Below are 12,338 nucleotides of genomic sequence, written 5' to 3'. Positions count from 1 at the left end.
ACCAAAATAATCGTTAAACACTGTCCAGTAATCGTTAACTTCAACTTGCAACTCTGATTGGCTCGGCATCGACTAAAATGGGATGAATATGTTTTCAAGTCAAAACTTGCTACCGAACCCCACACCTAAAGGAACTAACGCTAATCCGGCCGCCGTTAATGTCCAAGGATCTATAAATGACCGCTAATCTTGTTGCCAGCAATTAATTTCATTATTATTTCGTTAACGCTAAAATAATACAATGCTATAATGATTAGAGATAATTAACGGAGGTGGGGCAATGGTCAATAAAAGATGGCGCACCCAAGATACCCTAATGAGTGGGTTATTAATCCTATGGTTCGGCTGGACCATCGCAGTGGCGCAATCAGCGACGATGATTAGTCGCTTTGATCAAGCGATTGCAATCCCACTGCACCACAGTTCGCAATGGTTCCAACAACTCATGACCAGCTATACCCAACTGGGCAATCCACACATGATTACCATCATCACGCTCGTTGTGGGTGTGATTTTGTTGTTGCTGCGGCAACCGCGGGCGACTTTATTTTTCTGGATCAACGTCTGGGTCTTAGGCGGTTATGGCAACTACTTCATTAAACAATTGATCCAACGACCGCGTCCAACCGCCTGGCGACTGGTTCAAATCGGCGGCTATAGTTACCCCAGCGGCCATTCGACCACCACGACGCTTTTAATTGGTAGTTTACTCGTCATTGCTTGGGACTTACTTAAAAAGTCTACTCTCAAAAGAAGTCTGCTGGGACTTGGCATCCTAATGATCTTACTGATGATGGTCAGCCGCATTATCGTAGGCGTCCATTATCCTAGTGATACCTTAGGCGGCCTCATGCTCGGCAGTTATTTACTATATCTCAGTACCCGCTTAACGACCGGCCACCGGACTGGCCCTATTCGACTTAAGTCCCGGTCATAATCAGCTTGTAAGGAAGTGAAACCTCATCCAACTTAGTTCAGCTTTAACTTATAGTCATACGTTAATCAATCAAGTCGTCGATCCCGGTGATGTCGTGGTAGATGCAACGGTTGGTAACGGCCACGATACCGTTTACCTAGCCAAATTAGTCGGCCCCCAAGGCCATGTCTACGGCTTTGATATCCAAAAAGCAGCAATTGAGCATACCGCCACGGCCTTAGAAAATGCGCACTTGCAACCATCAGTGACCTTGACTCACGCTGGTCATGAAACTTTGGCCACCGTGTTACCAGCTGACCAACCCATCAAATGCGCCATTTTCAACCTCGGTTATTTACCTGGTGGTGACAAAACCATTATTACCCATGCTGCCACGACCTTAACGGCGGTGACCGCTTTGGAAAACCGTTTAGCAACGAATGGCCTCATCATTTTAATGGTCTACGCCGGACATCCGGGTGGTCAGGCCGAGGCCCAAGCCCTTCACGATCACGTGACACAACTTGACCAACAAACTTTTCAAGTCTTACAGTATGGCTTTATTAACCAAGTTCATCAACCACCCTATTTAATTGCCATTCAAAAACGTTAATAGATGCTTGGTGCTAGTTAGCTTAAAACGCCACGCTGTTGGCCCATGGCGTTTTCGGAACCAACCGGCAGATGGCAAGTTCAACTAACATGTATAAAATAAGCGTCTCAGAAATTTCTGAGACGCTTATTTTTCAAGTCCGTAAATACCCTTGTTCCTGATCAACAGCCAGCTGACCCGCTAAGTTCAAATAATTGTATAAATCATTGAAGTTCGGCGAAAATAGCGTATCCAAAAAGGCTAACTGATCAATCGTTCCGCCATTTTGAATTAAGGCTGACACCGTGTTCGCCGCTTGGGAGACATCATGACCGCTCATTAGTTGCGCACCTAAAATCTTGCGATTATTACGATCATAGATCAGATGTACTGTGACCATCGGCGTGGCCGGCATAAATTCTGGGCGATAGGCCCCGCGGTAAACCACTTGGGCCGCATTTAGATTCGCGGCTTGCGCAGCTGCCAGTGTTAAGCCGGTCGCGACCACCGTTTGGTCAAAGACTTGCATGCCGGTCGTCTTCTGCGTCCCAATCGTCCGTAAGCGCCGGTCAAAGACATTGATTCCGGCTAAAGCACCCTGGCGAATTGCATGGGAGACTAACGGGGCATACATTAGTTGATGCGCGGGGTTACTATGACTGAGCGCCGCATCGCCCGCCGCAAAAATATCCGGATCCGATGTCTGCATGTAATCATCCGTGATAATGGCGCCATTGTCCGCCATCTTCACTTGACCTTCCAACAGATCCGTCTGTGGCAACATTCCGGTACTAATCGCGGCCATATCCACTTGATAATCGCCACGACTCGTTTTAACCAGGAGATCGCCGTCAGCCGTATTTTCAAAGGCCGTCACTTCTGTCCCTAGCACGACGGTGACGCCATGTGTCTTCAAAACAGCCGCCACCGCATCGCTAATCGCCGGTTCAACATAAGCGTTCAATAAGCTCTTGGGGCGCTGAATCAGCGTCACTTGATGGCCGGAATTGACATACCCTTCTGCCAATTCAATGCCAACATAGCCACCACCTAACACGGCGACCCGGTCAAAGCTTTCGGCATTTTGACATAAATCATGCGCCTGATCATAAGTCTTGCACAACATGACCTTAGGATTCTCAATACCTGTAATCGCGGGAATGGCCGTGATTGAACCGGTCGCCATGATTAAGCGATCATAATGATCGGTCGTCAAGTGCTTCGTGACTAGATTTTGTACCAATAGTTGGTGGGCGGCCGCGTTCACTTGAACGACATCATGCTTGAGCTGCATCCGCACCCCTTGCTTGGTGAATTCTTCCGGTTCGGCATAAACTGCATCGGACAAATGCTGCACCGTGCCTTCAATATGTAAGTACGTGGCACAAGACAAATAGGCAATGTTGGCCTGCCGTTCGTACACCGTAATCTCCGCCGTTGGATACACTTTCAAAATTTGTTTAACGGCCGCAATACCGGCATGGGTACACCCAATGACAACGACTTTCATCAAATCATCCTTCCTCATTCGAAACCCAATTCATCGGCCAGATGACGACACAACCGCTCATGTCGCCGATATTTTTAACCATTCTTAGCCAAATTTAGGCTTTCTTTTATTCATTCACAATTAATTATAGTATACTTTAATTGTAATTGACATAATAGTCCGCTAGGGAGGCCCCTCATTTGAAACCAATTTATCGCTATTTTGTCCAACCACAAATCAATACAGCGACCAAGACTATTTTTGGTTATGAACTATTGATGAAACAACTCACCCGCGATGGCTGGCGGCTGCCAGAGTCCTTTGCCGCCATTGATCCGCAAATTATTGCCGACCTCTTAATTGCCACTACGAAAGTCCTATCGGTTAAAGTCCGCTACTGTTCAGTGAATGTCAGTCGTGAGCAACTGATGACCACACCGATTGCGCACGCCTTGATTAAAAGTCAGGAGCAGCTTTATCCAACCAAACTCGTCATCGAATTGACCGAAGAAGATGCGCCTAAAAAGTATCCGGTCGCTGACATAGTCCCGCAATTAAAGCGCTTCCTCAAGTACGGCATGCAGCTCTCACTCGATGACGTTGGCACCGGTGACAATTACTTCACCGAAATTCAGGATCTACTGCCATTTGTGTCCGAAATCAAATTTGCCTTACAAAATTTCAATCAGCAGTTCAAAGACCCGAATATTCAGCAAAAGATTCATTTTTGGCATGCCATTAGCATTGAATATGGCATCCGACTCGTCTTGGAAGGTATTGAAGATCACGCCGACAATCAGCTCAGTAAAGAACTGGGCATTAAATTCAAACAGGGCTATTATTTCAGTCGGCCACAGCTTTTAAGCCTGCCAGGCGACTATTAGTGTGCTGATTGATTAAGTTGCGGCTATCATCGCTCCGGCTGGACTGGACTGTTAAAACGTACTGGTCAACGGAGACGAACCAATTAACCGCGCTTTGAAAGCAGCACACCATTAAAAACGCGCCTACTTCAATTTGTAAGCGCGTTTTTGTGACTCATTATTCAGTTATTTTAGTTAACCACCGTGTTAAATACTGGCTCACTTTAACTTGCTGCTGCGCATTAGTCAAAGTTGCAGGCCGGTCCCCTTTTTGCGGACCATAGCTGCCGAAACCAGCATGGTTACCACCCATTATCTTAACCAAGGTGGTGTGCGCCGGTAAATAAACCTTGCTCTGCCGATAATGCGACCAATTCAGCACGCCATCACGACTGGCAGTCATTGAAAGCGCCGGTAAAGTTGTCTGGTCAAGCCGGCCCTTCTTATCCGGATAACTGGCGAGATAAAAGACCCCTTTGAGACCACGAGGATGCTTGACGGCATAGCGACTCGCCATCACGCCACCTAATGAATGACCGCCAATGACATAGTTGCGGCGGACTTTACTTGGCACTTTATCTGCTCGATTACCGGCCAACACCGCTAGATCCAGCGGAAAATGCATCAGGTAGACACTGTGACCTTGTTGAGCCACCCGCTTGGCCCAGCTACTATAACTCGCTGGGTCAACAAGAGCCCCGGGATAAAAAACAATGGCCGTTTTCGATGCCTGACCTTTAAATTCAGTATAATTGGACGTGACCGTTGCCGTTTTGACTGCAGTTTGGGCCGCTTGACTAGGACCATACGTTTTGGCTTTGACGACCCCGTAACCAGCGGCTAAACTAACCAGCAGCCCGATTAGGATGGCCCATACAACCTTAGTCCGTCGCTTCATCATGTTCAGCTCGATGTAATTTTTCAGCGTGTTGTGCCGCGGTCAGTTGAGGGCCACGATCTAGACTATTCACTAGGGCGGCTAGGAGAATCAACCCAAGTCCAATTAGGTAGACCCAATGGAGACCGGTATACAAAATACCGCGCAACGTTGGTAATAACTTAGCGGGTAATTCAGTCGCTGTTTGTGGATTGATCAGCTTGTTCATCATTGCCATATTCGTCCCTGGATGGCTTTGAATCCCCTGATTCATCCCCACGTTTAACGCAATCCCAAAGACTGAGATCATCAATGTTTGGCCAATCGTTCGACTCAACGTATTAAACGATGTTGCGACCCCGACTGTTTTGGGTGACACTAAATGCTGTGAGGTCACGGTCGTCGCCGTAATCACGATCCCGAAACCAACCCCACCAACGGCAGTAATCAAGAAGAACCAAGCAAACGCCGTTGAAACCGGAATCACTGCTAAGCAAATCCCGGTCACCGCAATAAAGGCTAAACTCAAATAGATAATGCGGCGCGGCGCCCATTTGGCCAATAAACGACCGGTCACAAACGACCCGATAATCCACATCAGTGAACTCGGTGTCACTGCGAAACCAGCTAGGGAAGCCGGCACACCCAGGATACCTTGCGTCCAAGTTGGAATGTACACTTCTACCCCCATCAAAAACCCACTAATTAAAGCCGCAACCGCATTTTGAATCACAAAAGTATGGTTTTTAAACAACTTCAGTGAAATAACCGGTTCAGGAGTTCGACTTTCGCGTCGGATAAAGAGCCACAAGCTTAACGCACTGATGACCCATGCCCCAATAACGGCTGGCCAACTAATTGTCGCATTCCCTAATAATTGGAAGCTGAGCATCAAGCAAAGTAAGAATAGCATTAACCAAAAACTGCCCAGATAATCGACTTTAACGTCATTATGTCGCTTCGGTTCACGCAAATAAACTTGGAATAGGACTAACGTAATCAATCCGACTGGCACGTTAATGAAGAAAATCCAATGCCAGCTTAACTTATCCACGATCAGGCCCCCGATTAACGGCGCCAGCACGGAAGCAATCCCCCACGCAGAACTGTTAAATCCGAGAACTTTTGCCCGTCGTTCGAACGAATAAATATCGGCAATAATCGTCATGGAGACTGGCATCAACGCCCCGGCCCCAATCCCTTGAATCGCCCGCCAAAAAATCAGCGTGGGCATCGAGTCAGATAGACCACTCATCATAGACCCAATAATAAAAATCAATAACCCCGCTTGCATGACGGGTTTACGGCCGACTAAATCCGTCAACTTACCGTAAATCGGCGTCATCATGGCGTTAGTCAATAAATAAATCGAAAAGACCCAGTTCATTAATGCGACCCCGTGCAAGTCGCCGACAATAGTCGGCAACGCGGTTGAGACAATCGTCCCTTCAATCGCACTCATGAACGTGGCCACGTAGATAGCAATTGTGACTGCCATCACGTTGGTTTTACGTTGCTGCATGTGTTTCTCCTTCTCTTTTTCTTTAGTTAAGTCTCGTTAGTTTAGTGTTACTTGCCGCTGTGGTTGGGCTGGCTTGACGCTGGAACGTGGTGGCCGCGTTTGTGAGCCACAGTTCGGTCTCACAAGCCGGGCTTTGACTAAGACCGGGAAAGTCACCCGCTCTAAGTCAAACGACACCACTGAGCATCAATCCAGCCCGCCCTGCGCTAATTAAGTGCTTTGTTGTGATTATGGTTTAGGACAAATTCATTTTTAGCCAAGTAATACCGTTGAAATATGTCCCAAAATCAATAGTCTTCGCATACTGACCTATTCAATCAACATGCACCGTTTTTAATTGTAACAAGTATGCTTGTAATACCCTTGGTACTAGTCAGAATTACCGTCGACCACTCAGCTAAGAGACCTGATAAAAAATCAACGTTCATTCATAGCCACCCGTTCATTAACGCCGGGCGGTCCAGCATTGGCTCAGTGGTGTCATTTATCTTAGTCGTGGGTTTCGACTTAGATAAAGCCCGGCTTTCGAGACCGCCCTTCGGCTCGAAAACGCGGCCACCACGTTCCAGCCGATGCTGGACCAACCAGAGTGGCAACTTAATCTCACTAATACTAAGCATACTTATTATTTCAATCAGGCATGGCCAAGTTACTACCTACCGCTTTTACTAATTTGCCGAAACGTGTTCAGGCCAACTGCCAACTCCGCTTGCTACGCCCAAGACTAAAGGTAAAGCCCACCTTCAGTCTTAGGCTAGGCAATGCTCATTGGCAACCCGTTGGCCTGAACACTCTGACCATAATAAAAAAGCAACCCCAAAAAGAGGTCGCTTTTAGCGTCGAGTACCTACAGACCGTCACGATCTGTTGGAATCGTCACCGTTTTATTTATTAAGTTCTTCAAATTCAGCTTTTAAGGCGTCAACTTTATCAGTATGTTCCCAAGGTAAGTCAATGTCAGTCCGACCGAAATGACCATAAGCCGCCGTTTGACGGTAAATTGGCCGTTGCAAGTCTAACATTTGAATAATCCCAGCTGGACGTAAATCAAAGTTTTTGCGAATAGCTTCAATTAAAGCATCATCGCTCACCTTACCAGTACCAGCCGTATCAACGGCGATTGAAACTGGTTTGGCAACCCCAATCGCATACGCTAATTGGACTTCAATCTGGTCAGCTAAGCCGGCTGCGACAATGTTCTTCGCAATGTAACGCGCGGCGTAACTTGCAGAACGGTCAACCTTCGTCGCATCCTTACCGGAGAACGCACCACCACCATGATGAGCGAAACCACCGTAAGTATCCACGATAATCTTCCGACCAGTCAAACCAGCATCACCTTGTGGCCCGCCAATCACGAAACGACCGGTTGGGTTCACGAGATACTTAGTTTGATCATCTAACAAGTTAGCAGGAATCACGGCCTTGATGACTTGGTCAATCACCGTTTGGCGAATCGTGGCTAAGTCAACATCAGGATCATGTTGCGTTGACACAACGACTGTATCAACCCGTTGTGGTTGCCCAGCGTCATCGTATTCAACCGTCACTTGAGATTTAGCATCGGGCCGTAACCATTTGATAGTGCCAGCCTTGCGGAGTGCCGCAATCTTGCGCATCAAACGATGGCTCAATGAGATTGGTAACGGCATGTATTCAGGCGTTTCGTTAATGGCATAGCCAAACATCATCCCTTGATCACCGGCCCCGATTTGATCGAGCGGATCACCGTCACCTTCCCGGTTTTCCAAGGAGTCATCGACCCCTTGGGCAATATCTGGTGACTGTTCGTCTAATGCAACTAGAACAGCACAGTTGTCACCATCAAACCCGTATTGGCCATCCGTATATCCGATTGACTTAATCGTATTGCGGACGACTTTTTGAATGTCAACGTAAGCAGTCGTTGAAACTTCACCGAAAACTAACACTAAGCCAGTCGTAACGGACGTTTCCACGGCAACCCGCGCTTTTGGATCTTGTTCCAACATTGCATCTAAAATCGAATCACTGATTTGATCCGCGATTTTATCTGGATGGCCCTCAGAAACTGATTCAGATGTAAAAAGGTGTCTTTCACTCATTTTATAATTCCCCCTTTGATATTTCGGTTACAAGGCATCTAAGAGTGGTCTGACAAGCGGGTTGATGGTGAGCATGGCCTAACTAATCAATTACTGCGGGTTTGGCAGTGGTTGATTAGTGTAGCCAAGCGGAGCCATCAGCTTGTCAGAGCACGTTTCGGCCACTCAGCCCAAACGCTCTCTTATCCTTTCGGGAACGGCTCATAACTGTACCACTCTACCACAATTTAGTAAATTATTAAAGATTCTTTCCAAATGATTGACGGACACGCGCCCTATGGTACGATTAAAATATTAAACAACTTTTGTTGCTAGTTAAAATGGTCGCCTGTCGGTTGGTTCCTAAAGTAAATCGTTAACGACGGGCGGCCCTCAATTCAATTAGCATCAATCGTATTAACCAGAAAGAGCTGTGACCAATGATTCGAATCGGAAAACTTAAACTCAACCGTGATTACGTCCAATTAGGCCTTTTCACGATCATCCAAAGCATTATTTGTTGGTGGGCGGCCCTTGATTATGGCCGATCGTTCCAAACGGCACAATTTTCAAGTTCACAATTACCGCTAATCGGCTACACCTTAGCAATTGCCGCCACTGTCTTTATTATTTTAGATCGACGAATTCGCGCCCAGTGGAGCCTGATTGCGATTGGCATTTCAATCGCGCTAGCCTTTACCAATATCATCGCCCGTGAATCGGAACTATTATATCTACTCTTAACGTGCAGTGTTTGGTTGTTCGTGATGGCCATTCCACGTTTTGGCATGCAAAACTATTTTGGGCTCGTCGTCTTTGGCATCGTGATGACCTTTACCATCCCGGTCGCCGTCTTTTTTTTGCAGAATAACTACTTGTCAACGACCTTTTTATGGAAACTAGCTCCTTTGGCTGCCAGCTATGTCTTTTTATACGTCCCGACGTTCAGTAAACAACGCCAAATCAATCAACTGGTTTCGGCTTTAAGTGGGCTCTTATTAGTTATCACCATTTTCTTACAACCGATGACCTGGCAAACCATCGTTGCAATTATTTTGACCGTGGCAGTTTGGTTTACACAGCAGTCATTTGGGCGGATTCGGCTACATTTGATGCTCAACGCGTTATTGCAATTGATTTTTATGTTTTTACTATATTAAGACGCTCGGTGTTAGTTGAAATTGTCGCCTGCCGGTTAGTTCCTAAAATACTGGAACGCCATGGGCCATTTTGAAGCCAAAGAACAGTCTTCAAAGCTGTCAAATAAATAACTGACCTTAAAATAATCAATCGTTAACTTTTCAATTCCCATTAACTAACGCTGAGCGGACCAGAGTGGCTATTTAAGCTAACTTTCACCAAGCGTCATCTCAGACACACAAAAACACCAACCCATTTAGCTGAGTTGGTGTTTTTTTAATCGACCACGGTTGCCATTCTAATCATGAATACAATCCAAGCAATATCGATCACGGTTAATAGAACTGCTAAAGTTGCCCAAAATATGCGCCAGCTACGCCGATGCCAATAAAGATGCACCAACCACCAACTCATCAAGGTTACGATGACGACCAATAAGCCAATTGGAATCATCGCACTTACCCCGCAACGAGCTTAGCCGCGGCCGCAATATCCGCGGGCGTTGTCCGACAACACCCACCAATCACGCCCGCCCCAGCTGCGACCCAGCTAGGCACAAATGACGCATAAGGCTGGCTATCCGCCTTTGGTTGCCACGTTTTCGTGATTGGATCATATTCATCGCCAGAATTAGGATAAACAATCAACGGGATTCTGACGGCAGCCCGCAATGTTTTTAAGGCTGGTTCAATGTTTTCTAAGCGGGTACAGTTAACCCCGACCGCTACCACATTTGGCTGTTGGGCAACCCAACGTGCTGCAGCCGCCAGTGCGGTTCCATCACATAACGTGGTGGGATTCTCAATACTAAAGCTAACCCAATATGGCTGAGCCGGGAATTCCGTCGTCACTAAGTTAACGAGCGCTTGAACTTCTTCAAAGTTGGGCATCGTTTCTAAGGCCAACACATCGACGCCCACTTGGGTGATCAACTGTAGCCGTTCACGATGAAAAGCTTGATACGCTACGGCATCTAGCTGATACTTGCCCGTATACTCACTACCATCGGCCAAGTACGCGCCGTATGGGCCAATACTACCAGCGACCACGCCTTGAAAATCAGCATGGTGAGCCGCATAGTCATCTCTGGCTTGATTCGCTAACATCACCGCTTTTTGAATGAGTTGCCGCGCCTGAACAGCCGGAATTCCGGCTTGTACGAATGCCGGGACATTGGCTTGATAGGTATTCGTCGTGGCAATCTGCGCACCGGCCGCAAAATAACTTTGATGGACGGCCGTAATCGCTGCCGGCTGACTTTGCATCGCCGTGGCCGACCATAGCGCACTATCCGTTGCCACCCCACGTTTTTCGAGTTCCGTCGCCATCGCCCCATCCGTAATGACGATTCCTTTTTGTAATAGCGTTTTCAATGTATTTATTGACATAATCAGTTCCCTTTCGACCATCAAGTTATGGTATTCTAATGACACTGGTGAGTTTACTCATTTTATTCTAATTAATTCAAACTGACAAGGTAGGCGGATATTCTTTATGGCAAAACAGACCCATCTCAACCGGCAAATGGAGTCCCGGCACGTCTTGATGATCTCGCTCGGCGGGGTCATCGGGACCGGGCTCTTTTTAAGTTCCGGCTATACAATTCACGAAGCAGGACCCATCGGCACCCTCTTGGCGTACACCATTGGGGCTGTCCTAGTCTATTTAGTCATGCTGTGCCTTGGCGAACTGGCCGTTGCCATGCCCTACACCGGCGCGTTTCATGTCTACGCGAAAAAGTACATCGGCCCAGGAACCGGCTTTACCGTGGCAATCTTATATTGGCTAACGTGGACGATTGCCCTTGGTTCAGAATTCACAGCAGCCGGCTTAATTATGCAACACTGGTTTCCACATGTCGCCACTTGGATCTGGAGTTTAGTCTTTATGGTCGTGATTTTTACCGTCAACGCGATGTCTGTGCGCTGGTTTGCGGAAGCTGAATTTTGGTTCGCTAGTATCAAAGTCGTCGCAATTATTGCCTTCATTATTCTAGGCGGCTTGGCAATGGTCGGTGTCCTACATCTACAAGGCCATGCCCACGCCCCATTTCTTAGCAATTATTACAAAAACGGCTGGTTCCCGAATGGCTTTGGCGGCGTCTTTACCACCATGTTGACGGTGAACTTTGCCTTTTCAGGAACCGAACTCATCGGGATTACTGCGGGCGAAACTAAAGATCCCGCCCACACGATTCCCACGGCGATTCGGACCACCCTGTGGCGTTTGATTATCTTCTTTGTCGGCAGCATGTTCGTGATGGCCGCCCTGATTCCGTACCAACAAGCCGGTGTCACCCAAAGTCCCTTCGTGCTGGTCTTTAAAGCCATCGGGATTCCCTATGCCGCGGACATCATGAACTTCGTCGTCTTAACCGCGATCATGTCAGCCGCTAACTCCGGCTTATACGCGTCAACACGGATGCTGTGGTCACTCGCTAATGAAGGCACGATTCCAAAGATTTTTAAGCGAACAACCAAACGCGATGTGCCATTACCGGCGCTGATTACCAGCATGTTAGGCGGGATTCTCGCCTTATTATCAAGTGTTTATGCTGCGGGCTCCGTTTATCTCGTGTTAGTCTCAATCTCAGGATTAGCCGTCGTACTCGTTTGGATGGCCATCGCCCTATCGGAGCTCAACTTTCGCAAAGCTTACTTGAAAGCCGGCCACAAACTTGAAGATTTAGTCTATCAAACACCGGGCTACCCAGTCGTCCCTTGGCTAGCGTTTATTTTGAGCGGCTTATCCTGTCTGTTGATCTGGTTTGATCCTAATCAACGTATCGCCCTTTATTACACTTTGCCATTTGTCGCAATTTGCTATTTAGGTTATTATGCTCATCAAAAATTTACTCACAGTAAGGAAGGTTAATT

The 12,338-nt window shown here is 47.3% G+C and carries 11 protein-coding genes; 5 read left to right on the top strand and 6 right to left on the bottom strand.

What is annotated here, in order from left to right; translation table 11 throughout:
- Window positions 1–280 precede the first annotated feature (280 nt).
- Together FFM80_RS07400 and mnmM are read left to right on the top strand one after the other, a co-directional pair.
- Window positions 281–937, top strand: coding sequence for a phosphatase PAP2 family protein (locus tag FFM80_RS07400; RefSeq protein ID WP_137640221.1), 657 nt, complete (start codon window positions 281–283; stop codon window positions 935–937).
- A 25-nt stretch (window positions 938–962) separates the two neighbouring features.
- Entirely contained in the window at window positions 963–1,529 is a 567-nt protein-coding gene (mnmM, locus tag FFM80_RS07395; RefSeq protein WP_464968904.1) for a tRNA 5-(aminomethyl)-2-thiouridylate-methyltransferase MnmM, read from the top strand.
- 133 nt (window positions 1,530–1,662) lie between these two features.
- Here the strand turns inward: mnmM and FFM80_RS07390 are convergent, their stop codons facing one another.
- Entirely contained in the window at window positions 1,663–3,018 is a 1,356-nt protein-coding gene (locus FFM80_RS07390; RefSeq protein ID WP_137640219.1) for an FAD-dependent oxidoreductase, read from the bottom strand.
- A gap of 179 nt (window positions 3,019–3,197) precedes the next feature.
- On the opposite strand from FFM80_RS07390, the gene FFM80_RS07385 reads away from it, so the two are divergent.
- Complete coding sequence (locus tag FFM80_RS07385; protein ID WP_137640218.1) at window positions 3,198–3,881, top strand: EAL domain-containing protein; 684 nt, start codon at window positions 3,198–3,200, stop codon at window positions 3,879–3,881.
- Between the two features lie 157 nt (window positions 3,882–4,038).
- Here FFM80_RS07385 and FFM80_RS07380 read toward each other — a convergent pair whose 3' ends face one another.
- The 3 genes from FFM80_RS07380 to metK all read right to left on the bottom strand — a co-directional run bounded on the left by FFM80_RS07380 (window position 4,039) and on the right by metK (window position 8,343).
- Entirely contained in the window at window positions 4,039–4,758 is a 720-nt protein-coding gene (locus FFM80_RS07380) for an alpha/beta hydrolase (RefSeq protein WP_137640253.1), read from the bottom strand.
- On the bottom strand, window positions 4,742–6,259 hold the full coding sequence (locus tag FFM80_RS07375) for an MDR family MFS transporter (protein WP_137640217.1): 1,518 nt from the start codon (window positions 6,257–6,259) through the stop codon (window positions 4,742–4,744). Before FFM80_RS07375 ends, FFM80_RS07380 begins: the two co-directional genes overlap by 17 nt.
- An 884-nt stretch (window positions 6,260–7,143) precedes the next feature.
- On the bottom strand, window positions 7,144–8,343 hold the full coding sequence (gene metK, locus FFM80_RS07370; RefSeq protein ID WP_137640216.1) for a methionine adenosyltransferase: 1,200 nt from the start codon (window positions 8,341–8,343) through the stop codon (window positions 7,144–7,146).
- 419 nt (window positions 8,344–8,762) lie between these two features.
- Between metK and FFM80_RS07365 the strand changes: the two genes are divergently transcribed.
- Window positions 8,763–9,482, top strand: coding sequence for a hypothetical protein (locus FFM80_RS07365; RefSeq protein WP_137640215.1), 720 nt, complete (start codon window positions 8,763–8,765; stop codon window positions 9,480–9,482).
- A gap of 256 nt (window positions 9,483–9,738) precedes the next feature.
- Here the strand turns inward: FFM80_RS07365 and FFM80_RS14475 are convergent, their stop codons facing one another.
- Together FFM80_RS14475 and mmuM are read right to left on the bottom strand one after the other, a co-directional pair.
- The gene (locus FFM80_RS14475; RefSeq protein ID WP_171001055.1) at window positions 9,739–9,915 is read right to left on the bottom strand and encodes a hypothetical protein; all 177 of its coding nucleotides are present in this window, start codon (window positions 9,913–9,915) and stop codon (window positions 9,739–9,741) included.
- Window positions 9,916–9,920: 5 nt separating this feature from the next.
- Complete coding sequence (mmuM, locus tag FFM80_RS07360; protein ID WP_137640214.1) at window positions 9,921–10,850, bottom strand: homocysteine S-methyltransferase; 930 nt, start codon at window positions 10,848–10,850, stop codon at window positions 9,921–9,923.
- Between the two features lie 106 nt (window positions 10,851–10,956).
- Here mmuM and FFM80_RS07355 point away from each other — a divergent pair, with 106 nt between their 5' ends.
- Window positions 10,957–12,336 (top strand): amino acid permease, encoded by a 1,380-nt coding sequence (locus FFM80_RS07355; RefSeq protein ID WP_137640213.1) that lies wholly within the window; start codon window positions 10,957–10,959, stop codon window positions 12,334–12,336.
- Window positions 12,337–12,338 lie beyond the last annotated feature (2 nt).

The sequence above is a fragment of the Lactiplantibacillus dongliensis genome, from assembly GCF_005405105.1.
In the GTDB taxonomy this organism is placed as follows: domain Bacteria; phylum Bacillota; class Bacilli; order Lactobacillales; family Lactobacillaceae; genus Lactiplantibacillus; species Lactiplantibacillus dongliensis.
This window is presented reverse-complemented; position numbering and strand designations above follow the sequence as displayed.

Bases quoted from the DNA above. Each gene is read 5' to 3' on its own strand.
- FFM80_RS07400 (WP_137640221.1), top strand. From the start codon at position 281: ATGGTCAATAAAAGATGGCGCACCCAAGATACCCTAATGAGTGGGTTA.
- FFM80_RS07390 (WP_137640219.1), bottom strand. From the start codon at position 3,018: ATGAAAGTCGTTGTCATTGGGTGTACCCATGCCGGTATTGCGGCCGTT.
- FFM80_RS07380 (WP_137640253.1), bottom strand. From the start codon at position 4,758: ATGAAGCGACGGACTAAGGTTGTATGGGCCATCCTAATCGGGCTGCTG.
- FFM80_RS07375 (WP_137640217.1), bottom strand. From the start codon at position 6,259: ATGCAGCAACGTAAAACCAACGTGATGGCAGTCACAATTGCTATCTAC.
- metK (WP_137640216.1), bottom strand. From the start codon at position 8,343: ATGAGTGAAAGACACCTTTTTACATCTGAATCAGTTTCTGAGGGCCAT.
- FFM80_RS07365 (WP_137640215.1), top strand. From the start codon at position 8,763: ATGATTCGAATCGGAAAACTTAAACTCAACCGTGATTACGTCCAATTA.
- FFM80_RS14475 (WP_171001055.1), bottom strand. From the start codon at position 9,915: ATGATTCCAATTGGCTTATTGGTCGTCATCGTAACCTTGATGAGTTGG.
- mmuM (WP_137640214.1), bottom strand. From the start codon at position 10,850: ATGTCAATAAATACATTGAAAACGCTATTACAAAAAGGAATCGTCATT.
- FFM80_RS07355 (WP_137640213.1), top strand. From the start codon at position 10,957: ATGGCAAAACAGACCCATCTCAACCGGCAAATGGAGTCCCGGCACGTC.